At 37.7% G+C, this 23,191-nt stretch carries 21 protein-coding genes and 2 tRNA genes; 8 read left to right on the forward strand and 15 right to left on the reverse strand.

Going from position 1 to position 23,191, the window contains the following annotated elements; genetic code table 11:
- Window positions 1–163 precede the first annotated feature (163 nt).
- On the forward strand, window positions 164–934 hold the full coding sequence (locus tag MS6x_RS17870; protein WP_482604003.1) for an MBL fold metallo-hydrolase: 771 nt from the start codon (window positions 164–166) through the stop codon (window positions 932–934).
- 85 nt (window positions 935–1,019) lie between these two features.
- Window positions 1,020–1,514: a hydrolase gene (locus MS6x_RS17875; RefSeq protein WP_482604004.1), complete on the forward strand. Its 495-nt coding sequence runs from the start codon at window positions 1,020–1,022 to the stop codon at window positions 1,512–1,514.
- A gap of 166 nt (window positions 1,515–1,680) precedes the next feature.
- On the opposite strand, the gene MS6x_RS17880 is transcribed toward MS6x_RS17875, so the two are convergent.
- The 5 genes from MS6x_RS17880 to MS6x_RS17900 all read right to left on the reverse strand — a co-directional run bounded on the left by MS6x_RS17880 (window position 1,681) and on the right by MS6x_RS17900 (window position 6,999).
- Window positions 1,681–2,340, reverse strand: a complete 660-nt coding sequence (locus MS6x_RS17880; protein WP_482604006.1) for an alpha/beta hydrolase — start codon at window positions 2,338–2,340, stop codon at window positions 1,681–1,683.
- A 4-nt stretch (window positions 2,341–2,344) separates the two neighbouring features.
- The gene (locus MS6x_RS17885; RefSeq protein WP_482604007.1) at window positions 2,345–2,677 is read right to left on the reverse strand and encodes a hypothetical protein; all 333 of its coding nucleotides are present in this window, start codon (window positions 2,675–2,677) and stop codon (window positions 2,345–2,347) included.
- 3 nt (window positions 2,678–2,680) lie between these two features.
- Window positions 2,681–3,940 carry a dihydroorotase gene (locus MS6x_RS17890; protein WP_482604009.1) on the reverse strand — a complete coding sequence of 420 codons (1,260 nt, stop codon included), beginning with the start codon at window positions 3,938–3,940 and terminating at the stop codon, window positions 2,681–2,683.
- Between the two features lie 28 nt (window positions 3,941–3,968).
- Window positions 3,969–5,891: a BatA domain-containing protein gene (locus MS6x_RS17895; RefSeq protein ID WP_482604010.1), complete on the reverse strand. Its 1,923-nt coding sequence runs from the start codon at window positions 5,889–5,891 to the stop codon at window positions 3,969–3,971.
- A 100-nt stretch (window positions 5,892–5,991) separates the two neighbouring features.
- Window positions 5,992–6,999, reverse strand: a complete 1,008-nt coding sequence (locus tag MS6x_RS17900) for a glycosyltransferase family 2 protein (RefSeq protein ID WP_482604011.1) — start codon at window positions 6,997–6,999, stop codon at window positions 5,992–5,994.
- 174 nt (window positions 7,000–7,173) lie between these two features.
- On the opposite strand from MS6x_RS17900, the gene MS6x_RS17905 reads away from it, so the two are divergent.
- Window positions 7,174–7,258: transfer RNA gene (locus MS6x_RS17905), tRNA-Ser, on the forward strand.
- 1,170 nt (window positions 7,259–8,428) lie between these two features.
- Here MS6x_RS17905 and MS6x_RS17910 read toward each other — a convergent pair.
- From MS6x_RS17910 to MS6x_RS17935, 6 genes are all read right to left on the reverse strand, one after another.
- Window positions 8,429–9,892, reverse strand: a complete 1,464-nt coding sequence (locus MS6x_RS17910; protein WP_482604013.1) for a CocE/NonD family hydrolase — start codon at window positions 9,890–9,892, stop codon at window positions 8,429–8,431.
- A gap of 32 nt (window positions 9,893–9,924) precedes the next feature.
- Window positions 9,925–10,167 (reverse strand): hypothetical protein, encoded by a 243-nt coding sequence (locus tag MS6x_RS17915; protein ID WP_482604015.1) that lies wholly within the window; start codon window positions 10,165–10,167, stop codon window positions 9,925–9,927.
- Window positions 10,168–10,271: 104 nt separating this feature from the next.
- Window positions 10,272–11,090, reverse strand: a complete 819-nt coding sequence (locus tag MS6x_RS17920) for a DUF4097 family beta strand repeat-containing protein (protein WP_482604016.1) — start codon at window positions 11,088–11,090, stop codon at window positions 10,272–10,274.
- An 80-nt stretch (window positions 11,091–11,170) separates the two neighbouring features.
- Window positions 11,171–12,037: a DUF4097 family beta strand repeat-containing protein gene (locus tag MS6x_RS17925; protein WP_482604017.1), complete on the reverse strand. Its 867-nt coding sequence runs from the start codon at window positions 12,035–12,037 to the stop codon at window positions 11,171–11,173.
- Window positions 12,038–12,107: 70 nt separating this feature from the next.
- Window positions 12,108–12,917: a HEAT repeat domain-containing protein gene (locus tag MS6x_RS17930; RefSeq protein ID WP_482604019.1), complete on the reverse strand. Its 810-nt coding sequence runs from the start codon at window positions 12,915–12,917 to the stop codon at window positions 12,108–12,110.
- 4 nt (window positions 12,918–12,921) lie between these two features.
- On the reverse strand, window positions 12,922–13,476 hold the full coding sequence (locus MS6x_RS17935; protein ID WP_482604021.1) for an RNA polymerase sigma factor: 555 nt from the start codon (window positions 13,474–13,476) through the stop codon (window positions 12,922–12,924).
- A 441-nt stretch (window positions 13,477–13,917) separates the two neighbouring features.
- Between MS6x_RS17935 and MS6x_RS17940 the strand changes: the two genes are divergently transcribed.
- Window positions 13,918–15,135: a glycoside hydrolase family 18 protein gene (locus MS6x_RS17940; RefSeq protein ID WP_482604022.1), complete on the forward strand. Its 1,218-nt coding sequence runs from the start codon at window positions 13,918–13,920 to the stop codon at window positions 15,133–15,135.
- Between the two features lie 21 nt (window positions 15,136–15,156).
- Here MS6x_RS17940 and MS6x_RS17945 read toward each other — a convergent pair whose 3' ends face one another.
- Window positions 15,157–16,710 (reverse strand): sulfatase family protein, encoded by a 1,554-nt coding sequence (locus tag MS6x_RS17945; RefSeq protein ID WP_482604024.1) that lies wholly within the window; start codon window positions 16,708–16,710, stop codon window positions 15,157–15,159.
- Window positions 16,711–16,908: 198 nt separating this feature from the next.
- Between MS6x_RS17945 and MS6x_RS17950 the strand changes: the two genes are divergently transcribed.
- The 4 genes from MS6x_RS17950 (at window position 16,909) to MS6x_RS17965 (ending at window position 19,872) form a co-directional block, all read left to right on the forward strand.
- Complete coding sequence (locus MS6x_RS17950; protein ID WP_482604026.1) at window positions 16,909–17,268, forward strand: pyruvate kinase; 360 nt, start codon at window positions 16,909–16,911, stop codon at window positions 17,266–17,268.
- A 113-nt stretch (window positions 17,269–17,381) separates the two neighbouring features.
- Window positions 17,382–17,467: transfer RNA gene (locus MS6x_RS17955), tRNA-Gly, on the forward strand.
- Between the two features lie 208 nt (window positions 17,468–17,675).
- A complete protein-coding gene (locus MS6x_RS17960; RefSeq protein WP_482604028.1) occupies window positions 17,676–18,431 on the forward strand; it encodes a sulfite exporter TauE/SafE family protein in 756 nt (251 codons plus the stop codon).
- Between the two features lie 241 nt (window positions 18,432–18,672).
- The gene (locus MS6x_RS17965; protein WP_482604029.1) at window positions 18,673–19,872 is read left to right on the forward strand and encodes a DegT/DnrJ/EryC1/StrS family aminotransferase; all 1,200 of its coding nucleotides are present in this window, start codon (window positions 18,673–18,675) and stop codon (window positions 19,870–19,872) included.
- Between the two features lies 1 nt (window position 19,873).
- Here the strand turns inward: MS6x_RS17965 and ribB are convergent, their stop codons facing one another.
- Genes ribB through lolA1 form a run of 3 tightly spaced genes read right to left on the reverse strand, consistent with a single transcriptional unit; the run spans window position 19,874 to window position 23,179 of the window.
- Window positions 19,874–21,016: a 3,4-dihydroxy-2-butanone-4-phosphate synthase gene (ribB, locus tag MS6x_RS17970; RefSeq protein WP_482604031.1), complete on the reverse strand. Its 1,143-nt coding sequence runs from the start codon at window positions 21,014–21,016 to the stop codon at window positions 19,874–19,876.
- The gene (locus MS6x_RS17975) at window positions 20,994–22,508 is read right to left on the reverse strand and encodes an LptF/LptG family permease (RefSeq protein WP_482607192.1); all 1,515 of its coding nucleotides are present in this window, start codon (window positions 22,506–22,508) and stop codon (window positions 20,994–20,996) included. Before MS6x_RS17975 ends, ribB begins: the two co-directional genes overlap by 23 nt.
- Window positions 22,509–22,534: 26 nt before the next feature.
- Window positions 22,535–23,179 carry an outer membrane lipoprotein periplasmic chaperone LolA1 gene (gene lolA1, locus MS6x_RS17980; protein WP_482604032.1) on the reverse strand — a complete coding sequence of 215 codons (645 nt, stop codon included), beginning with the start codon at window positions 23,177–23,179 and terminating at the stop codon, window positions 22,535–22,537.
- Between the last annotated feature and the right edge of the window lie 12 nt (window positions 23,180–23,191).

A 23,191-nucleotide genomic window follows, 5' to 3' on the forward strand; every position in this document is an offset into this window, starting at 1 on the left:
TCGTACTATCTAACGGTTAAACCATTCAAAAATTTGAAATTACTTTCAGGTAATCAATTTTTGTGATATTTAAAACAATCAAGTTCGCCTAAATAGTAGTAAATGCTTCTTGGTTTTGAGTTGTGAGTTGTACTATTAAAGCCCTAAATTTGTATACTGGAATATGGCGTTAAAAATTACTTTCTTAGGAACGGGAACTTCTCAGGGAGTGCCGGTGATCGGTAGTAAACATCCTGTTTGTTTAAGTGAAGACCCGAGGGATAAAAGACTACGGGTATCCGTGCTTGTATCTTGGGATTCCCATAACTGCGTTATTGATTGTGGCCCTGATTTTAGACAACAAATGCTTACTAACAAGGTTGATTCGTTGGGTGCTATTTTGTTTACGCATGAACATTCAGATCATACTGCCGGTATAGATGATATCCGACCGTTTTTTTTTAAGCAAGGCGATATTCCTATTTTCGCCCATAAAAAGGTAGTAAAAGCTTTGAAAAAAAGGTTTAGTTACATTTTTGATGAAAAGGATAGGTATCCGGGTGCTCCTGCTGTCGAAATCAATTATGTGAAAAAGAATGATGATTTTATGTTTGGGGGAAAAAAAATAATTCCGATACAGGCCTTGCATAACAGATTAAAGGTTTTTGGTTATCGCATAGATGATTTTACCTACCTCACGGATGTAAAATCGATTAAAGATAAAGAGCTTAAGAAAATTTTAGGCACTAAAATATTGGTGGTAAACGCGCTGCGAAACGAACCGCACCACTCTCATTTTAATGTAAAGGAAGCGTTGGATTTTGTTGCCATGGTAAAACCGGAAAAAGCATATTTCACCCATATTAGTCACCTAATGGGCTTCCATGCGGAAGTGGAAAAGAGCCTTCCTAAAAATGTTCATTTGGCCTATGACAATCTTACAATAGAAATTTGATAGATATAGGGTTGGCACAAACTGGTGTCAGATTAAAATGTAGAAACTTTAGAATCAAGAGTGTAAATATTGAATTATAGCTATTATGAAAAATCAAATCTTTCTTTATCTGTTTCTTTTTACGGCGTTAGTATGTCTCTATCTTTTTGTGAGCAGTGGGAACATGGCCGAAGCAAACATGGGTTCTATTTTAAAATTAAAAGAAGAAGTAAGTACGTTGGAAGATTCCTTGCAACAATCCAAGTTAAAGGTTTTAGAAATGCAGTATTTTTCATTGGAGAATAATGACGATGCCTTGGCCTATTATGAGCATCTTAATTTGGAAAACCCAACGCGATACATAGCAGATAAGCTACTAGAGACCAATGAATCCAAGGGAGACAATCCTTTGATACCTTATGAAGGTATGGAGAACGATTTTAAAATCAATAAAATTAAAATTTTGAATCATAAATGGATACTGGCCGATTTTTCAGATGGCAAGTATTGGGGCGAAGTGCTCATTGGTTATGAACTTAAGGATGACATGGGGGTTGATTTCACACTTAAAGATCATTTACTTTATACGAGAAGTAATTAAGGATAGACCGATATTAAGACGGATTGCTGAGTACTTTTTAGGTCTACGTATTTCGCTTTATCAAAAAACCAAGCCTAACGGTTCAATTAGTGATGGTTTCTAGTATTGTAATCAATACTAATGGTTTCAATTTTGCTGCTGTTATACATTAAAGATGTCTAAACTATTATATTCTAGTAGACAACCACTCTTTGAGTGCATAGAAGTTTTGTGGTGCGACTCCGTGTCCGACGGGGAATTCTTCAAAAACATGACGTATTTTTAGCCTTTTCAGTAGTTCTGGAGCTCGTTGTGCCCATTCCAAAGGAATCACCTGATCTACCTGACCATGGGAAGCATAGATATCCAGATTCGTGTAGTTTCCGTCCTCAAAGCCATCTAGCAAGATTCCTTCATTTATATATCCGCTAAGGGCGATAACATTTTTTATTTTGCTAGGGTAGGAGAGTGCAACACTGTAGCTTAATATGGTGCCTTGGCTAAACCCTAATAAGCTTATATTTTGTTTGTCCAGATAATACGCAGTACAGGCTTCTTCTATAAACTGCACTATTTTTTCGCGGGATACTATCGCTTGTTCGTCATCGCTCCATTTTCCTTTATCCGCATCAAAATTAATGGCATACCAAGCATATCCGTAAGGCTGTAATGAATAAGGCGCCCTAACAGAAACAATACAAAGTTCCTCTGGTAGCTCGGAAGCGAAAGAAAAGAGGTCGTCCTCATTACTGCCATAACCATGCAGCATAAACAAAACAGGTGCTTTTTTGTCTGTAATGGAAGAAGGTCTAACAATATGTTCTAAGGAAAGGGGGGCTGTAGTCATCGGATTAAGAAATAAAAGTGAACCATTTTTGAAAGTAGGAACCTAAAACGGGCACAGACTGTTCTTTGTTGCTAATAGCGCCTATAAACCCGTAGAACCAAAGTACAAGGTAAAAGATATAAAGGCCATAAAACCCATATATACTGCCCCATTGGTTATTTAAAAGGCCAAATGCAATAAATATTACATGTAAGCCAAAAGCTTGTCTGGTATGGAACCTAGCGAATCTATGTTTTGGTTCCGCATTCATACTAAGTGCAATTAACGAACCTATAATGGTTAGATAGGCAACGATTGCCGTGGTTTTACCAGCTACTTTATCGTTATTCATGGTCATAGCTTAAAAGTTTAAAAGCAGTTTATGTTGTGCAATTGTACCCAATACGGTTCCCTTTAACTTTTTACCTAAAAACATACTATTTTTAGAGGAACTCAAAATATCCGAATCCGAGAACTCATATTCCCTTTCCGGTTCAAACAAAGTTAATGATGCCTTCATTCCCTCTTTTAGCTTTGGTGTTTCCAAGCCAAATGTTTCTCTTCCTTTCGTTAAAAGTTCAATGGTCGTCTCTAAATCCAATATCATTTGTAGTGCACCAAAAGCAGTTTCGAGTCCAATAGTTCCATTTGCTGCATTATCAAATTCAATTTGCTTTAATTCAATATTCAATGGTGTATGGTCACTTGTCACAAAGTCGATAGTGCCATTTTTAACTCCTTTAATTAGTTCTTTACTGTCTTTTTCTGTTCTAAGCGGGGGAAGTGTTTTGAAATTAGTATCAAATTCACGTAATGCGGTATGGTTAAAAATTAGATTGTGTACGGCTACGCTGCAGGTAACATTGAGTCCCTTCTTTTTGGCGGCAGCGATAAGGATGACCGAATTTTTACTGCTTATGGTGGGGATATGCAATTTACCTCCTGTATATTCCAAAATATAAAGATCACGAGCCAATTGTAGTTCTTCTGCCAGTGCCGGAATTCCTTTTAACCCTAATTGCGTACTTTCTGTTCCTTCGCTCACGACACCCTTACCGGCTATTTTGGCATCCAAGGGAAAGGAACAAACGGATGCATCAAAACCCTGTGCGTATTGCAAGGCTATTTTTAACAGGTTGGAATTGGAAACAGCTTGTTTATAGTCATAAAACCCTACCGCACCAGCTTTCTGCATATCGTACAGTTCGGCCAAGGATTCGCCTTCGCCTTTCATCGTAAGATTCCCTAAGGGATGCAATCCTGTAAGATGGTCTTTAGCAGCGTTCTTCAAAAACACAATATCCGAACTGCTATCGGGAACGGGATGGCTACTTGGGTTCAATATTACATCCGTAAATCCGCTTTTTGCGGCACATAGGAGTCCGTTCGTAATCGTTTCCCTTTCCTCATACCCAGGCTCTCCAAAACTTACACCAGTATCGAACCAACCGATACTCACATGCAGATTATTGTGCGAAACCACCTTTGTTTTAGTAGGTGGGTCTATGGTAACAGCAATTTTTTCAATGATGCCATTGTTTATTAGGATATCCCTCTTTTTTAAGTGTAGCTCCGTGTTCTTGGAATCTATTATTTTGGCGGATTTTAAGAGTATTTTCATTTGCCTAATGCATTATTTTCGAACTGCTTTATTTCAATAATCGTTGGAATAGGGTTTCTAAAAAGACGAACAGCAACGCTAAAATAGCGAACCATTTCCAAAACTCGTTTATACTGTTTTTCTTTTTACCTTCCTCAAAAAAGCTTGGAACGTTTTGGTGTCTTTGCTCTGCTGAAATGCCATCAAGGTTTAGGTAGGATAGTACACTCTCTGTCCTACTGTAATTAAAACTAATGTTTCGTAACGGAACTCCATTATTTTCTATGTAGAATATGCCGTCCGTTGTAGGGTTTTCATCAAATGAAAGTACGACCTTCTTGGGCAACAGTCTTTGTTGTGGAATAATTGTTTCTGTTTCTTTTGTTAAGGTAAGGATATTATCCTTTGATAAGGAGATGGGAATTTCAACGGTTGTGCCTTCCCCTAAAGTGCTATACAATTGTGGTAATTTAAGACTGTTTCTGCCCATATTATAAAAGGTAGGAACGATCAATGGGGAATTCTTAAAGTTTGAATTGTCCTGTGATAAACTGGCCGTGAAAAAATATACATTACCGCTACCTGTAAGAAAGGGTGCGCCGTTCTGCAAACTTAGTGCCGTTGGACTGGAAGTAGTAATAGTGTAGGAAGTATTTACCTTTGGATATTGAAAATTAGTAACTCTTTTTTCAAAAACATTCTTGTAAATCGGGTGGTCGAATAGTACATTGGCAATTGCAATTTCCTGATTTATTTTACGGTCGTATCGAGTGTTAAAATAGTATCTTGAGAGTTGATTATAAGTTGGGATATCTATATCCTCACCGGGTATGATGATAATGTTCCCTCCGTTATCCGTATAGGATAGTATGGCAGTCGTTAGCGCCGTAGGAATCGATTTCAGTTCATTTAACACGATAAGATTATAGTTCTCTAAAGCAGCGTAATTCAATTGGGCCAAACTACTAGTGGTAAAGGAAAAATTGGGATTTGTAAATATTCTGGAAAGATAGTCCGTATCTGCCGGGCCCAGTGAGAGTACTTTTAGTTCTTCTGGGGTGTCTATGTTAAAGTAAAATTGGTTATCGTAGGTAAGGCCGTTATCCATTAGCACCACCTTCCCAATAATCGACAGATTTGCCGAAATCGAAAAACGGACCGTTGCCTTTTTGTTCGTGTTAAATTTGGCTGCTGTTTTTGCGATTAGGGTATCATTATTATACAAGGAAACCGCTGTAGTTTCCGCTTCATGAGTTGCAGAAAGTTTAGCGGTGAGCTCCACATTATCATTATCTGCCGTGCTAAGATAAAGGGAGTCAATTGAAATATTTGTAACTGATTCTAAACTTGGTTGAATATAGTGAAGGGTCGAATTCGAAAGGCTATCGAGAGGAACAGGACCCATACTCTTCTGAAAATCAGAGATTAATACTGTATTTTTTACAGTCCCAGCTTCGGGTTTAAAATAGGTTTCGGCTGCTAAGAGAATTTCTTCAATCGTCAATTGATTAGTGCTTATTGGTAGCTGTAACAAGTCATTTTGAATATCCTGTATCGTAACGGCTGTGTAAACGTTGCTGTTTGTAAACAGCGTAAACCGTTCTTCTTTTGGTACGTTTTTAATAAAATCCTGCACTACACTTTGTAGCAGTGTACTACCTTCTTTTTTGGCCTGCATGCTAAAAGAATTATCCAAAAAAAAGACGAACTCTTTTTCTTGTAGTGCATTGTTTTCTGCTTTAAAAGGTTGCGCAAAGGCTATAACTAGCATGGCTATAAGACCAAGCCTTGTGAACAGGATAATCCATTTTTTTATAGAACTACTCTTTCTGGACTCCGAAACAACCCTCTTAAGAAGTTTTACGTTGGTAAATGGTGTTTTCTTAAATTTTCTAAGCTGAAAAAGATGAATAATAATAGGAATGACTAGAAGTAGTAGCGCCCAAAGAAGTTCTGGATATTTAAACTGCATTCCTTATTTTGATTATGCAAAGATACTTATTTTGGGTGTACCAACTTAGGCCTGTTGGGGTTAATATTTGGCTAATTTTTAAAATTTGCAGTAGCGCCGTCTAACAGAAAAAAAAGTAGTCGGTCATTGGTTTTTTGTCCAGTTGATGTAAATGGGTGCGTATGTTTTGTTGTTCGCCCTCGTTGGCCACTGTAATGATACTTTGAGAATCGCCCATCTTTTCCAAATCCGAAAATGTTTGTAAGCGTATACCGTAAATATCCCTTCCTATTTTTTTGGGATTATCACAGACCCAAAGAAAAACTATGTTGGCAGCTAGTAGCATTTGTGCAATCTGTTTTCCTTTTTTTCCTGCTCCCCAAACGACCAACTGTTTGTTTTTGTCCCAGTGGAGTTTTAGAAAATAGTGCAGCTTAATATCTAGAAAATAATTTTGAGCGAAGTGCTCACTAGTGCGTGATGTACGGGAATCGTAATCTCGCCATAAGAGCAAAACTTCTTGACAGGGAATAATTTGGAGTCCGCCTTCATAAAACCGGAATGCCAGGTCGTAATCCTCGGGATAGCGATCACCATCAAAACCGTTACAGGCATCAAAGTCGCTGCGGTGCGCCATCCAGCAAGGTGAGGGGACTACGCATTCCTTATAAATTTCCGTAAAGTTAGAACCTCGACCTGTCAATCCATTGAGCCATTGTTCATATCGGGCGTAGCCATTGCTTATCCCTCGTCCAGAAAAATAACGTACCTGACCAACAGACAAGTATCCGCTTCCTTTTTCGGTTAGATGGGATACCATTAGACTAATTCTATTTGTCGTCATAAGGTCATCTGAATCCATACGGGTAATAAATTCCCCTTGGCTATGCTTGTACGCCATTTGTAAGGCTGAGATAATCCCTTTTTCAATATTGGCATAGGTGCATATCCGTGCATCTTTTTTGGAATATTCGGTTACCAACGCAAAACTATCATCCGTAGAGTTGTCGTCTATGGCAATAAGCTGCCAGTTGATATAACTTTGTGCAAGTATGGAGTCCAAACACTCTTTTAGATAGGTGGCGGTATTTTTATACGGCATAAGGATACTTACTAAAGGTTGCGGCATTATTTCAGTATTGAATTTAAAAATGGGAAACTAATACGGATAGTTAAGCTATCCAATAGAAAGAGGTGTTTAGTTTAGTAAATTTGTACAAATAATTTACCAAAAAGGCTTTACTAGGTAGAAAAATGGTTCTATATTTGCACCCGCATTCAGGCAATACCTGATGAGACACTTGGAGAAATGGCAGAGTGGTCGAATGCGGCAGTCTTGAAAACTGTTGAGGGTCACACCTCCGGGGGTTCGAATCCCTCTTTCTCCGCATAAAGAAACCCATCGCTTTTTAGTAATGGGTTTTTTGTTTGTTGGAATTGCTTAAGCATTTTTTACTTAAAAAAACCAAACAGCTCACCTAGCTTTTTGAGTGTGTGGTGTTTCTTGCAATGCTTTCCAAGGATTTCCTGTTTTTGGTTATCAAATCCCTATATCTCCTCGAATAGTCGTTTAACACGAAATAAAATCCTGTAACTATTTGAATTGTAGAGGTTTTCATTCACAAAGAAATAATAGCCACTTCGAGTTAAATAATGTGGGCTCAATTCCTTGTAAGAAATAAGTTTTGTATTTTAAAATGTACAGAGATAAAGGCGGGTAAGTTGTTTTGATAAAAGATATCGCTCACAAAACGGAAGAAGAACAGTTGCAACGCTTATTAGTAAGGAAATATTTACCAATAAGGATTTCACAGGATTGGAGTCCAAAATACGGTAGACTCTAGGGAAAATTAAAAATCTAATTGAATGAAGTTTTACAAGCGGGTAGTTGAATTCCTAGGAGAATACTAATTTTCGTGTTTGTATTTGAATAGGTAGTTTTGCTCGGGTGTGCCATAGGAATAGAAATGGAAATGGAAAGTGGGGCTTTCTTCTATAAGGAACAACCGCTAACCAAAATACTGGATGATCCAAATATCCTGAAGTCTGTAAAGGAAAAATTTGCCCGTGAATATTTATTCTTTGCAATACTAAATAATCCACTTCCCACTATTTTGTGTGCTTGTAAATAGCTCTAGGATCGCTAGATCATCGGCCCGGTTGAAAAGTAAATAGTTGTGTTTAACTCTATATTAAAGAGGAACTTCCCTAGACAGGACTTTCATGATGAAGAATACTGTTAACGATATAATCAAACAAACTATTGCTGCAGATGTGTCTTGACGCTCTACACTATTTTTTACTTTTAAATATATTGCTTTCATATAAACTAATTTTCTTCAAAACTATTTTATATACCAGTGGAACCATTAGAAAATCGGTAAAGCAGTACAATTTTGGATGTAGCGTAGCTAAAGTAAAGTTTGTCTGATTTGGGTGCATTGTAACGAATTTATTTTCTTGTGTTCCCAGACCCAATACTATCACTTTACAATGGGCCACTGTAAAAAGTAGTAGTGTGCAGAGTACTTTAATATCGATATGTTTTCATTACCAATTTAATCGCGCCAAATAGGAATGCTAATGAAACTACTAGTGAACCACTTGATATGCAGCGCTTCCTTTGCATCGGCAATAGTTTCGAGGCTTACATCGCTTCCCGTACCGTAGTTTAATTGTGAAAACGGATTTTTATTTACATCTAGCACTACGACTATCCGACTATCTTTTTCCAATAACTTGCTTACGAGGTGAGTGTTTTTTATTGGGATTGCTTCCTTTGTATCTGGTGTCAATAACTGTCTAGTTGTATTGTCCTTGGCATAACTAGCACGAAAAATAGTATAGGATAAATGAAAATACTGCCCGTTTGGCATCAACTCGTACAGGGTGACACCGATATCCATATCTTTCTTGTTGATACTTGCGACTATCTCACCCTCAAACGAACCATTAATCAAAAACGATTTTTGTATCGGTTCACTCATAAATATATACCCACTATTGGTGTTCAGTTCATTCAATACAATAGGATCGGGATAGTAGCCAGTGTTATTCCATTCATCCCTATCGTAAAAGTCAACAATTTGACTTAAATACGTTTCCTTTTCTGGTCTTTCCGATTTTAGGGAATAAAAGGCTTCGGTTTTTTCATCAATCAAATGCAGTTTTAGATAATCGGTGCTCATTTTTGGAACCGAGGAGGCACTTCGCCATTCATTCGTTCCCATTACCTGATAATTTATTTTATCCTTGAGAATATTGGGTTTAGCCCCAGCCTTAAAGATATAATCAAACCATTGATACGTAATTTTATGCGTATTTATAAGCGCGGCTTTATCTACTTCGTAACCATTTACTTCGGGGTAGCCTCCCCTTTGTGCACCAAAATGGGTATAGGGTCCAATAATCAAATAATGTTCAGCACAAGGATTGTACTTATAATGTTCTCTCAGATAGTATAAACTAGAATTTTGAGAGTCGTTATAATAACCATCGATAGTAAGAACGGGGATATCAATTTGAGCAAAATCCTGTTGATAAGGTGCCATCCTTTGCCAATACGAATCAAAGGACGGATGGCTGATCCATCTTTGAAACCATTTATTGGGTCTACCATCTATACTATCTAGCTTTTGATATGCGACACCGCTTTCCCACCAATCATTTTGCATTTTTCTGGTTCGCTGTCTGTCGTTACCAGCCAACGTATCCAAATATCTATTGTTCCCAACATAGAAGGCCCATTCGTAATTGGGATTTATGAAAATATTATTCTCCATTGGTAATCCCATCCCCGGCCTGTTTGCAACATATGGCACTATAGTTTTTAGTGCTGGATGTAGCTTTTTCGCTGCTGCCCATTGAGTAAATCCATTATAGCTACCTCCAAACATTCCAACCTTCCCATCAGACCACTTTTGTTTGCTAATCCAGTCTATTACCTCGTAGGCATCATTAGCATCGTTTTCATAGGGCCATATTTCGTCCGGACTGTTATATTTTCCGCGAGAATATGCCATTACACCTATATAGCCCTTATCTACGGACCCTTTTAGTGACTCGATATCGTTTTTCTGGCATATATTGTATACTGAAGAATTACAGGTAGGGCTTTGGTTACTCCTTTTTCCTTTACCACAATGGCAGAAATTGTTGCACCGTCCTTTGCTTCAATTAGAACTTCTTCAATATCATATTCAACTTTTGATGCAACTAAAGTGTTTTGTAGTTGATGATTAGTCATGCTGGTATCCGCAATGAGCAACCAGATAATCGTACTAAAAACAGTTTTCATAATGGTATCAAGATTAGTTATTAATAACTCGTCACTATAATCTCTATTCTAGGTTAATAGAAATCATAAGGCTACCTAAACTTGTTTATCTACAACCAGGCTAGCTATTTAGAACGGATAATAATATCTCCATTAAATGTCTTGAAGAGCATTTCAGGTCCACCACCATTGATTTTTCCGTACACCCATTGTTCTATCTTGACCTTATATTTTCCATTAGATGTATTTTCATCGACCACTGGTTTTTGCTTATCAATCGTCATATCAAAATCCGTATAGATATCACCTTGTTCAGACTTTAATTTCAGGTTCCCCTTTACCGATTTTGGAAAAGTGACTTCAAGATCACCGTTCATACTACTAAATGCCATACTGGCCCCATTTATTACTGTTAGGAAGTTTATTTTAATATCTCCGTTAACGGTATCGGCAGATGCAGACCCATTTACATTGGTCAACGTTATTTCCCCGTTTACGTTGCTAATTTCCATTTCTCCGTTTACACCAGTGACCGTTATATTTCCTTGGTTTACAGTCCCTAATTTCAACGAGAAGTTAGACGGCACTTTTATTTCAAGATTAGTGGCCTTGTTCCATTGTTCATTTATAATTTGAACAATGTTATTATTTTCTTCTGCACTAATTTTTAAGGAGCTATTTTCGATTTTCTTAAGTCCGTCTTTCTCATTTTTATCGTTGTAATGTGCTTTCTTATTTCCAAATGAGGCTTTTACGATTACGTCCTTCCCTTCATAGGCAATGACATCTATAGAACCCGTCAACTGTTCCACGATTAATTTCCCTGATGCGTCTGGATTACTTAAAGGTACAGTGAAGAGTTCAACGCTTTCTGTTTGCGCGTTTGCCAATAATGGTACCGTAAATAAGGCTACTACTAATACGACTAGTTTTATAAGTTTCATCTTTAATTGTTTTAAGGTTTCCATACCCTTGCTTAGAAATGTTTAGGGTAAGAAAATGTGTGTAACTGATTATACTATGATTATATTTTTTTAATGATCACATCTCCGTTCAGGGTTTCAAAATCGAACTCGATACCTCCATTGCCTATTTGAACAACAGGTTTTGTCTCGAACCTATATTTTGTACTTTTCTTGCCGGGCTCATCCTTTGTAGTTCTCGTAAACTGTTTGGCAATATCAAAATCGGTAAACAGTTCGCCATTCATGCTTTTGAATGCAATATTTGCAGATAAATTTTTCTGATAGGTAATAGTGATATCCCCGTTTAAGGAATAGTAGGTAGAGGGTTCATTGGGGTTTTTAGCGTACGATATCTTTACTTCCCCATTAATACAATGCACTTGGGTTTGCCCGGTAATATTTTCAAGTATAATGCCTCCGTTTATATTTCGAGCTTCGATATAGTTCCCTTCCGTATTTTTAATTAAAACTTCACCTTGGTTAACAGCGCCAACTTCTAATTTGATATTACTTGGTAGCTTAATCTTGAAATTTAGATTGTGTTCATAATCCAAGGCTTGCCAACGTTTGCGGTCTATATTGGTAAATTCTCCATCCCGGTATTCCATGTTGGGAACTTCAGGGTAAACGACAATGGTATTTCCTTCTTGAATGATATTTATCCCGATTTCACGTTGCCCAAGCTCCAAGTTAGCCTTGTTATCGGCAGAAATTGTTTTTACTACCTCAACTAAAATTACGTCCCCAGTATAGCCTTCTACCGTAATGGAGCCATTCAGATTCTGCACTTCAAACATTCGGTCTAAACTTCCTGTTTTATAGGTAAGTTCCTTTTTGATCAGTTCTCGAAAGGTCTCTTTTTGTGCCGTGGCGTGCTGCAGATTTAAGGTGGCCGCCAATAGGGCCATGATAGTAATTTTTTTCATTGTTTTTGATTTTATCCAGCACATGACTGGAATTGATGAATAAACTCGCCCGAAGGCCGTTAAGGATGATTTATATAATTGATTTAATAGTTATTTCTAGTTTCTCCTTTACGGAGGTATTCAAGTCTTTGTTTTGCATCAAGGTCTTAAACGGTTCAATGGACTCTTTCTCCTGTAATGCCATCATAAGGTTGGCTAACGTAACTTGTACGATAGGGGAATCCTGTTTTACTATTGATTGCACCAAGCCTTGACGTACCATTGGATTATCAATGTAGTTGGTCAAGGATTCTATGGCGGCCAACCGTACGTTTACGTTTGTATCGTTGTTCAATGTTTTTAAGAGGGCGCTAATTACAGTTTGGTCTGTTTTTTGAATCTTGTTAGCTTCGTTGATGCCTTTTAATCTTTGGTTTGCAGATGGCTGTTCCAAAAGGGTAAGTACCAATTGTTGTCGTACAACTTCTGTATAGGGTTCGCTAACTTTCACTACCGAGCTTTTTATTGGTTCGGGATTGCTTGAAGGTCTCAGAAAATAGCCTAAAACTAGACCTGTGCAAAGAATGAGGGTAGCATATGCCAACTGCGGCTTAAGCATACGTTCTATGATAATCCGAAAGCTAGATAACTGTTTATGGTTGGCATTTGTCGCCATTTCGGCTTTCTCGCTTAGCATATCATAGAACCGTTCATCCATTTTTCCGGACGGGGTAGGGATATTAATCGCATCTATATCTTGCCAGGTATCTTTAAGACCATCAAAAATGTTTTGGTATGCTGGATGATTGTTCAGAAATTCTTCGAAATCGTTTTGTTCGCTAGTTTCCAAATTCCCCGATAGGTAGTCAATTGCCTGTATTTCAAATTTTTCGAAATCCATAGTTTTATCGTTCTTGCATTTGTAAAAAAATCACTCTCAACTCTTTTAACGCTCTATGTGCCCGTACTTTAGCTGTACTCTCGGAACACCCAAGTAGTTCTCCGATTTCAGTGAACTTCAATTGTTTCTGTTTACTAAGAACCAATAGTTCTCTTTTATCTTTCGGTAGTCTTTGCATGGCCATGGTCAGTTGACTGAAATTATCCTTTTGATCCATTAGTTCGTTTAAGTCTTCATCATCTGCCAAGTTGTATTCTATGTCGTCAAGAGAACTGTTATTTTTTTCGTTTTTATTTTTTTTGAAATGGTCGTAGTTCACGTTGCGTGCCATACGATACATCCATGCCGAAAAGGACCCCTCTCCTGTAAACGTGTGCCTATATTTTAGTACTCTTTCGAAAACGTTCTGAACCAGATCTTCGCTAAGTGCTGCATTAGTATTCATATTGTAAAAGAATCCGAATAATCTCTTTTTATGACACTCGTATAGCAGGCCAAGTTTGTTTAGGTCTCCTTGTTTCACTTTAAGCATCAAGGCATTATCGGTCAGTGCTTGCATTCTCGGTTTTAGGTCTTCAATAGGGTAAACTGAAGTTTCATGAAAAGGTTACAGAAAAATTCTTTTTTTTAAATGTAGGGGAAAACATACCGTTTTATCTAATAGTCTTTCGGCTGGCCAACTTTACCACACTATTTTTTGAAGCAATTATATCATATTCACTAAAAGCTTTTTAATAGGTCATCTGGTATGAATTTTAAGTATATCGATTTAAGTGGGTTTTTTTAATTGATCTGAGGTATGCTTTCTTACTTTTTCAATGTACGATACCGATAGGTTGGTTAGAAATAATTTTATAACAAATAGTCAATCATAATCTAAAATTAGTTTTTATCTTCCTAATCAAATGAAAAGGTTGTATTAAGAACGTTTATAATTTTACTCGATAGCAATTTAATCTGCACGATTTAATTTTAGTAAACTAACAAGACAAAAAATAGAATGGACTATAAAAACACAATAATTGCTCATCTTTTAATCCTGGTATGTACAATTGGTTGTTCCCCAAAAACAAAGAAACAGACCGAACAGCCCAAGCAATCTAAAGCCGCTCAAGAGATTGTAATTATGGCGTATTATGTGCCGGAAGCTGATTATGAGCCAGAGAAGATACCCGTAGAAAAACTTACCCATATTATTTATTCGTTTACCAATGTAATAGATGGTGAAATGAAATTTAGAAAACCCGAAGATGCGGGGCTAAAACTGGAGGCGTTAGTAAGGCAAAAACAACGTAATCCGGATTTAAAGGTGATGATAGCTTGCGGAGGTTGGGGGGCAGATGGTTTTTCTGATATGGCACTCAGTTCTGAGGGTAGAGCAAAATTTATAGCTAGTGCATCGGATTTCATTAAAAAATATGAGTTGGATGGTTTGGACATGGATTGGGAATACCCGGGTATTTCTGGTGCCGGAACCATGGCGCGTGAAGAAGATACCAAAAATTTTACAGCTTTGATGAAAGGTTTACGTGAGATGCTAGATGAGTTTGATACCCCAAAAGTACTAACTTTTGCATCTGCTGGTTGGAAACGGTATTATGATTTTATAGAAATTAATGAAGTGATGAAGTATGCCGATTACACCAATGTAATGACCTATGATTTGGTGTCGGGTGTGTCTGAGTATACAGGCCATCATACGGCACTTGGAGATGTTACCATACAGGATATTGAGGGGACACCGTTTTATACACATTTGGATAGTTTGTATCAAAATGGCAGAAATTCAGACCCTAATCCACGTTCAACGCAAAAAATTGTAGACTATCTCATTAAAGAGTCTGTAGAGCCGAAACAAATCGTTATTGGTGGAGCTTTTTACGGTAGGGTATGGAAAGGAGTTGTGCCAGAAAATAATGGATTATACCAACGTAGTGGAGGTATGCATATTGGTTGGTTGGCCTATCATCAAATTAGAAAAGGGTATGAGGCCGATACAAATTTTAAACGGTATTGGGATGAAAATGCGGAAGCGCCTTACATGTATAATGCCATAGATAGCTTAATGCTTTCTTACGACGATACCGTTTCTGTGGCAAAAAAAACAAAGTATGCCATCGATAAAGGTCTGGGGGGTATTATGTTTTGGGAATTAGGCAATGATACTAAAGAAGAGGGAAGCCTTTTGGATGCCATTTATAAAGCAGCGCAAGAATAGTAAATATCTTGACAGAATCTCTTAATCTAATCTTAACTCCATTTCCGGACGGGCTGATTTGCCTACAATAGCTTCATAGTCTTCTATCATTTCCTTTAGTATTTCCGGGTTGGATGAGCCAAGGTTGTTTTGTTGCTCAAGGTCTACTTTAAGATTATAGAGTTGGTATATAGTGTCATTGCCAAGTTCAATATTTACCCATGTGTTTACCCGTCTACCCCTGTACGGAGGAATCATGGCCCAATCACCTTTTCTAAATGCAGTTCTAGAGGTCGCTTCAACTATTACTTCCTCCCTTCCAATTTTGTTAGTACCTAAAAAGGTGGACATGAGGTCTTCACTATCTTTTCCTCTTTCATCACTTCCGGTTAGAGATGCTATAGAGCTAAGTAGATCTAATTGGGACACCAGGGCATTGGATACACCGGGCTTTATTGTTCCTTTCCAATAGGTTATAAAGGGTACCCGAGTTCCTGCCTCAAAGAGACTATATTTACCTCCCCGTAATGGTCCGGCAGGTTTGTGACTGCCTAATTTTTCTACGGAATCGTCATGGTAGCCATCATCAACTACTGGGCCATTGTCACTGCTGAATACTATAAGCGTATTTTCTAAAAGACCCTCTTGCTCCAAAGTTTTAATGAATTCGCCCACACACCAATCCGCTTCGATGATAACATCTCCTCGAGGTCCCATTCCGGAGGCACCTACAAATCGTGGATGTGGAGTTCTTGGAACGTGTGGTTGTTGCAAGGCATAATACAGGAAAAATGGCTTTTCTTTATGTGTTTTTACATACTCCTGGGCTTTTTTTAAAAAATGGTCGGCCATATCCTCATCTATCCATTTTGCGCTTTCACCACCTTTCATAAAGCCAATACGGGAAATTCCGTTTACAATGCTATTATCATGTCCATGGGAGGGTTTCATTTTCAGCAGTTCCGGATTTTTCTTTCCGGTTACTTCTCCTTCGAAATTCTCTTGATAGTTAATTTCTATAGGATCGTTGGGATCTAAATTATCCACTTTTCCATTTTCTATATATACGGTAGGCACACGATCTTGTGTCGCCGCCATAATATAACTCTCATCAAAACCTACCTCGTTAGGTCCTGGGCCTATGTTTTGGTTCCAATCTACATTTCCGGTACCCAAGCCTAAATGCCACTTGCCAACAATTCCCGTATGGTAGCCTTTTGCGCTAAGCACTTTCGGAATCGTTATTTGCGAGGTATCTATAATTAAAGCCGCAGTACCTGGTAGTATTTTCGCGTTTTTGTTCCTCCATGGATAAGTACCTGTAAGTAAGGCATACCGACTAGGCGTGCAGGTTGCCGAAGATGCATAACCATTAGTAAAACGAATACCACCGTTGGCCAGCTTATCCAGATTTGGAGTTTTGAGTTGAGTGGCACCATAAGCACCCAGTTCTCCGTATCCTAAATCATCGGCATATATGATTATAATATTTGGTGGTGGAGAAACGTTTTCTTCTGTTTTAGGCAATCGCTTGCATGCCGCTAGTAATACCAAACAAGTGACACCGAGGCATATTGCTGGGTTTGAAACTTTCATAACTTATGGTTAGGTTTAATTTTGAACCTCTAATATAGACAAATTTTAAGGTTTGTTTTTTCTCAATTATTCTACTTGTTCTTAGGTTAAACTTAGAAAAAACGTAGGCCTGCCTTTTCTTTTTTTGTTGATAACAATTTTATAGGATGCTTGTTTGTAAGTTGATGAAGCTACTATTTTTGATCACTTTACAAGCTTATGAGAAAATTGGAAATAGGAGATAAAGTGTACAACGCAAAGCAAAATGGATTTGCCGATTTTATACGGTATTCCTTTTCTGAAGTGGTCTCGCTCACGAAAACATTGGCCATACTTAAAAATGGAGTTAAACTGTATAATGAGCCAAGAATCTCTTATATAACAGAAGAAGTGGGGTATTCTGTATCTAGGCAACGAGGCTTACATTGGCATTTAGTATCACTAGAAGCAATCAGAAAAGCACAGATAGAAAATGAAAAAATTGCTGCTTACGACTGGTTCGAAGGAAAGGAGTTTAGCTTGGAAGAAAAGAAATTTATTTACAAACAGTTTAAAAAAGTAGCAGCTAAAGATGTTTAGCTCCTGTACTATATATATTTTGTATGTATTAAAAATCAATCTTTAAAGGAATTTTTAGTATTAATAATACGAAAATAGTTCTAAGCTCGTTATACTTAGAGTTTTGAAATAATGGAGGAATGGCAGAGTGGTCTAATGTAGCAAATCCCCGGATTTGTGAAGTGTAAGCTTCCGAGGGTTCGAATCCCTTCTTCCTCCGCAATAGTAAGCCTCACGTAAATCGTGAGGCTTTTTTATTTTGAATATCAATATTTCTTGGATATAAAGTAATTATTTCATAATTATATTTTAAAATATTGTTTATCAATCTAATGTAAATTTAATAAACGGTATTATAAGTTTATTTTAGCGTAACATTACCAGTAGCTTGTTACCTTAAATTCTTCTCCATAGCGTATGTTTGTAGTATGGAAGAATGGTACCATTATCCGCTACTTATTTTGGTGGGTTTTATTGTGGGCTTTATAAATACAGTCGCAGGCGGCGGGTCGTTACTTTCACTTCCATTTTTGATTTTTATAGGCCTGCCGTCCAATATTGCGAATGGTACCAACCGAGTTGCCATTGTTGTGCAGACAGCTATGGCTACCGTAGGCTTTAAGAGTAAGGGTGTTACTACGTTTCCGTTCAATATCTATTTAGGTTCCGCAGCCTTTCTGGGTTCTATTATTGGGGCCTATATCGCTATAGATGTGAGCGGGGCGCTATTTAACCGCATTTTGGCCATTGTAATGATTGCCGTAGTCTTGATCATTGTGTTTAGCCCTAAAATTAGTTTTGTTCATTTAGAGGAACGTCTTATTGGAAAATACCTCTGGTTCGGAATGTTTGCGTTTTTCTTTTTTGGTATTTATGGAGGATTTATCAATGCGGGGCTCGGTTTTCTAATGATGCTTTTTTTACATTATGTAAACCGAATGTCCTTGGTACGATCTAATGCCACCAAAGTTGCCGTTGTTTTCTTCTATATGATTTCTGCATTAGCCGTTTTTGCATATAACGATAAAGTGAATTGGAAAATAGGTCTCATTCTAGCTATTGGTAATGGCAGTGGGGCCTGGTTGGCAAGTCGGTTTTCAGTAAAAAAAGGTGATGGATTTATAAAAATATTTTTGGTTAGTATGGTCGTGATTTTGGCTGTAAAACTATGGTTCTTTGATTAATTGTTTCTGTAGCCTAAGCGTAATTTTAATTTTTCAAAACTGCTCCGGTTTAAAGCCGTAATAAAACAATAGTAAAGTGAAATCTTAAAAGTTCAGATGCAATTTAAATGTTACTCATATCGGTCTTTTTAAGTATTTCTATTTTTTGAACTTGAACTTAATTATGTATTTGCCTTTAATAAGATGTATTGTAACTTTGAAACTTAGCTGCTTAAGGCTTTTTTTTAAAAAAAATAGATAAATGCCAGGATTTGAATTATTTGGAGAAGCAGAAAAGTCACAGGTACAAGATGTATTAGATTCTGGTGTATTAATGCGCTACGGATTCGATGGTATGCGAAACGGTCATTGGAAAGCAAAGGAATTAGAATATGCGGTAGCAGAGCGCATGCAGACCAAGTATGCACAATTAGTAAGTAGTGGTACAGCTGCACTTACGGTAGCTTTGCAAGCGGCAGGCGTTGGAGCTGGAGATGAAGTGATTATGCCTACGTTTACTTTTGTAGCAAGTTTCGAATCTATACTCGCTATTGGAGCAATTCCGGTTTTGGTAGATATAGATGATACCTTGACTCTTGATCCTCTAGCAGTCGAACAAGCAATTACCCCACAAACCAAGGTGGTAATGCCGGTACATATGTGTGGTTCTATGGCAAATTTAGCAGCATTGAAAGCTATTTGTACAAGCCATAAGTTGCTATTGTTGGAAGATGCCTGTCAAGCGATAGGCGGCACTTATGAGGGTAAGCCTTTGGGTAGTTATGGAGATCTGGGCTGTTTTTCGTTTGATTTTGTAAAAACAATTACTTGTGGTGAAGGTGGAGCGTTAATTACCAATGATGAAGCCTATTACAAAAATGCGGACCATTACTCAGATCATGGTCATGACCATGTGGGAACTGATAGAGGAGCGGAGACCCATCCCTTTTTAGGATATAATTTTAGGATTTCTGAATTGAATGCAGCAGTGGGTTGTGCCCAAGTACAACGATTGGATGAATTTATAGCGATTCAAAAAAATCATTATTCCATTTTGCGTAATGCGTTGACTGGAATAAAAGGCGTTACATTTAGACGTGTTCCGGAGGGCGGCGTGGAGAATTATTCATTTCTCAATTTCTTTTTGCCTACGGAACATCTGGCGCGAAAAGTACATAAGGGATTAAGCGAAGCTGGCGTGGATGTTTGCTTTTACTGGTATGATAATAATTGGCATTATTACAGGAAATGGCAACACTTAGTTAAACTGAAGACCCTTGGAAAGTTTCCTCAAGAAGTAATCAATGGCCTACCAGACTACAGCACATCGGATTTTTCAAGGTCTGATGCCTGGATGGGAAGAACGATATCCTCATTAGTGAAATTAAGCTGGACCAAAGAAGAAGTAGCGAAAAGAGCTCAACAAATGGCACAGGTTATTTCCGATGTGCTAAAAGGGTAATTTAATAGGATACATAATCAACTATTTCCAATCCGTAGCCTACAATACCAACGCGTTTGGATTGTTGACTATTGGTAAGCAGTTTCATTTTAGTAATACCTAAATCATGAAGTATCTGTGCGCCAATGCCAAAGTCACGCGTGTCCATCTCTATTTTAGGTGCTTTATAGGTTCCCTGTTTTTGTAGCTCCTTAAGTTCTTTTAAACGCGATAATAGGTTTAAGGATTCGTAATCTTGGTTGATGAACACAATGGCTCCTCTTCCTTCATTATTTATGGCCTTGAACATATTTTCCAATTTCTCATCGGGACTATTGGTCAATGTGCCTAAAATATCATTGTTAATTAAGGTGGAGTTGATACGGGTAAGCACTTCATCATCTTTGCTCCATAGCCCTTTCGTTAACGCTATATGAACATGGTTATTTGTCGTCTGTTTGTAGGCACGTAGTCTAAAATCGCCAAAACGGGTGGTAATATCGAAATCCGTTTCTTTATCGATCAAGCTATCGTGTTCCATTCTATAGGCCACCAAGTCTTCAATAGAAACGATTTTTAAATCAAACTTTTCTGCGACTTTCACCAGTTGTGGCAAACGCGCCATGGATCCGTCTTCGTTCATTATTTCTACAATAATCCCTGCGGGCTGTAGTCCTGCCAAACGCGCAAAATCTATCGCAGCTTCCGTGTGCCCAGTTCTTCTTAAAACACCTCCTTCTTTGGCTACAAGCGGAAAAATATGGCCTGGTCTTGCCAAATCGTGCGGTTTGGTCTCATCATCTGTAAGTGCCAAAACTGTTTTATACCTATCCGAAGCAGAAATTCCGGTAGTAACTCCTTTTCCTCTAAGATCTACTGAAACGGTAAATGCGGTTTCCATAGGGTCCGTGTTATTGGTAACCATCATATGAAGTCCCAATTCCTTGCACCTACCTTCGGTTAAGGGAGCGCAAATAAGGCCTCTGCCGTGTGTTGCCATAAAGTTTATGGTCTCAGGTGTTGCTAGTTGGGCAGCAGCTAAAAAGTCACCCTCGTTCTCTCTATTTTCATCATCAACTACAATAATTACCTTGCCTTCTTGAATATCTGCTATGGCATCACTTATGCTATTGAGCTGTATCTTATGCTGTGTTTTTGTTGTCATCAACTTTCTTTTTCTTCAGTTTTCTGAATATCATTTGGAAAAAATCTGTAATAGCACCAAAGTTCACCATTCCTTTATCCGCTGTTGCTCTTTTTGTAAAGAAAATACCCAAGGGCAACATGATTAGGGTAGATAACCAAGCCCCTAAAATAGGATTAATATTACCCTCCTTAGCATAATTGCCGGCGAATACCCCAATAAAATAGTAGATTAAGAACAATACGATAGCTATGACCATCGGTAGTCCTAATCCTCCTTTTCTAATGATTGCACCTAAGGGAGCACCTACAAAAAAGAGAATGATACAGGAGAATGCCAAGGCATACTTGTTATGAAGCGATAGGATGTGAAGGTTGTAATTCTTGTACCTATTACCCATCTCTTCTTTCTTGCCTCGTATTGACCCTAAGATTCCCGAGGTGGCGTTTTTTGCATTATTCACAACCTGAATTTGTTGCCATTCCGGAAACAAATGTAAAATATCTTTCTTTATGGAATCTTGTTTTATAGGGTCTTCTTTGACTGCTTTTATCTTCGCTGCTAATATGGAGTCTTTTTGAAGTCTCGCTTCATCTTTAACACGGGTAGTATCCTTGGGCTCTAATTCGACAAAAACCCCAACTCTGGAAGTTATATTTTTGGAAAACGCCCGTACAATTCTAAAATTATCATTTTTAATAGAATCTATATCCAAGGTCAACCTGGAGATATTCTTCATTTTTGCCGTGCTGATATCGCGCTCTTCATCTAAATCTACATTATTAAAGTCGGAGAGATCAATATTTATGATATATGTGTCAAAATCTCCTTGAGCGAACGGAAATTTAAGCTTGTTTTTGTTTGATTTGCTAACTACGTCCTTATAGTAGTGACCGTCCTTTAGTATGAGTTGAAGAATATCGGAACTTTCAGTGCTTTTTAGTTCTCCGGTTTTCGCCTTTATTACGGTATTATTGACATTCATATTAGATTTCTCATGAATGATCACGTTGCGAAGAAAACGATCATTCTCACCATATTTTTCATCGACCTTAATATTCATTCCAGTACCTTCAAAATCACTGAAAACACCTTCTGCTACAGCTACGGCAGGTTTAACTTTGGCAATATTACGTCTAAGATTAAATATTTTTCGTTGTGAAAGTGGAATTACATCATTAGCAAAAAAGAACGTGACTCCACCCAGAACAGTTACAAAAATAATTATGCTTAGCATTGCCCGTTGTAAGGAAATACCGGAGGCTTTCATAGCGGCGAATTCGTAGTTTTCCGCAAGATTTCCAAAGGTAAGAATAGAGGAGAGCAGTACGGTCAGTGGCAGTACCTTTTCCGTAAGGTCTGGTAAAAGGTAAAATAGGAACTTTCCAATAATGATAATGTCCAGCCCTTTGCCAGCTAAATCATCTATAAAAAGCCAAATCGTTTGAAATATGAAGATGAACATCAATATAACAAACGAGCTGATAAAATTAAAAACGAACCTTGATAGTATATACCGATCTAAAATTCTCAAATGTTCTAATTTCTTATGATATAGTACCCTTTGTCCTCATACTTAGACGTATCAAAAGTAAATAAGGTTTGCGATAAAGGTTGATTCGTTTTAAAAGAATTAACAGTAATGGTGGTTTTTGTACCATTTTTACCGGTTTCAATAAGTTTGTAAATATGCTTCGTTTCCTGATCGATACCCAATAGCCGGGATTTTATTTCAGTTTCTGAATCTATCGGCGTAAGTTTTACATACTGTATTTTACGACCCTGTACGTTTTGTAGGATATCCATTTCATAATTGTGTCCAGACCTGTAAAACGTTAGCATTTTAGATGGTGTCATGGCATTTTCATCCTCGGACTGGTCTTCTATGGTTACTTCTTCATTTTCTGGCACAACTGTATATACTTTGTTGCCGTCGTATAACTGTTGGGCGCCTAAATAATTAAAAATATACTTTTCTCCCGATAAGGTAACATCGCCACGCGTTTCCTGTTTTATTCCTGCTTCCGTGTTGTTTAGGTCAAATTTGAAATCTACAAATATATTGTCGTAGCTTTTTACTTTAGCATACACCTCGTCAAGCAGGGCTTTAGCCTTTGCCGAGCTTTGAGCATGAGAAACACTTGTTGCTAATAAAAACACGAATAATACAATTACTTTTTTCATTGATACGAATTT

It is taken from the genome of Maribacter sp. MS6 (assembly GCF_056839185.1).

Excerpts from the sequence above, each read along its gene's own strand:
- MS6x_RS17870 (WP_482604003.1), top strand. The coding sequence starts at position 164 with ATGGCGTTAAAAATTACTTTCTTAGGAACGGGAACTTCTCAGGGAGTG.
- MS6x_RS17875 (WP_482604004.1), top strand. The coding sequence starts at position 1,020 with ATGAAAAATCAAATCTTTCTTTATCTGTTTCTTTTTACGGCGTTAGTA.
- MS6x_RS17880 (WP_482604006.1), bottom strand. The coding sequence starts at position 2,340 with ATGACTACAGCCCCCCTTTCCTTAGAACATATTGTTAGACCTTCTTCC.
- MS6x_RS17885 (WP_482604007.1), bottom strand. The coding sequence starts at position 2,677 with ATGACCATGAATAACGATAAAGTAGCTGGTAAAACCACGGCAATCGTT.
- MS6x_RS17890 (WP_482604009.1), bottom strand. The coding sequence starts at position 3,940 with ATGAAAATACTCTTAAAATCCGCCAAAATAATAGATTCCAAGAACACG.
- MS6x_RS17895 (WP_482604010.1), bottom strand. The coding sequence starts at position 5,891 with ATGCAGTTTAAATATCCAGAACTTCTTTGGGCGCTACTACTTCTAGTC.
- MS6x_RS17900 (WP_482604011.1), bottom strand. The coding sequence starts at position 6,999 with ATGCCGCAACCTTTAGTAAGTATCCTTATGCCGTATAAAAATACCGCC.
- MS6x_RS17910 (WP_482604013.1), bottom strand. The coding sequence starts at position 9,892 with ATGGCATATTCTCGCGGAAAATATAACAGTCCGGACGAAATATGGCCC.
- MS6x_RS17915 (WP_482604015.1), bottom strand. The coding sequence starts at position 10,167 with ATGAAAACTGTTTTTAGTACGATTATCTGGTTGCTCATTGCGGATACC.
- MS6x_RS17920 (WP_482604016.1), bottom strand. The coding sequence starts at position 11,090 with ATGAAACTTATAAAACTAGTCGTATTAGTAGTAGCCTTATTTACGGTA.
- MS6x_RS17925 (WP_482604017.1), bottom strand. The coding sequence starts at position 12,037 with ATGAAAAAAATTACTATCATGGCCCTATTGGCGGCCACCTTAAATCTG.
- MS6x_RS17930 (WP_482604019.1), bottom strand. The coding sequence starts at position 12,917 with ATGGATTTCGAAAAATTTGAAATACAGGCAATTGACTACCTATCGGGG.
- MS6x_RS17935 (WP_482604021.1), bottom strand. The coding sequence starts at position 13,476 with ATGCAAGCACTGACCGATAATGCCTTGATGCTTAAAGTGAAACAAGGA.
- MS6x_RS17940 (WP_482604022.1), top strand. The coding sequence starts at position 13,918 with ATGGACTATAAAAACACAATAATTGCTCATCTTTTAATCCTGGTATGT.
- MS6x_RS17945 (WP_482604024.1), bottom strand. The coding sequence starts at position 16,710 with ATGAAAGTTTCAAACCCAGCAATATGCCTCGGTGTCACTTGTTTGGTA.
- MS6x_RS17950 (WP_482604026.1), top strand. The coding sequence starts at position 16,909 with ATGAGAAAATTGGAAATAGGAGATAAAGTGTACAACGCAAAGCAAAAT.
- MS6x_RS17960 (WP_482604028.1), top strand. The coding sequence starts at position 17,676 with ATGGAAGAATGGTACCATTATCCGCTACTTATTTTGGTGGGTTTTATT.
- MS6x_RS17965 (WP_482604029.1), top strand. The coding sequence starts at position 18,673 with ATGCCAGGATTTGAATTATTTGGAGAAGCAGAAAAGTCACAGGTACAA.
- ribB (WP_482604031.1), bottom strand. The coding sequence starts at position 21,016 with ATGACAACAAAAACACAGCATAAGATACAGCTCAATAGCATAAGTGAT.
- lolA1 (WP_482604032.1), bottom strand. The coding sequence starts at position 23,179 with ATGAAAAAAGTAATTGTATTATTCGTGTTTTTATTAGCAACAAGTGTT.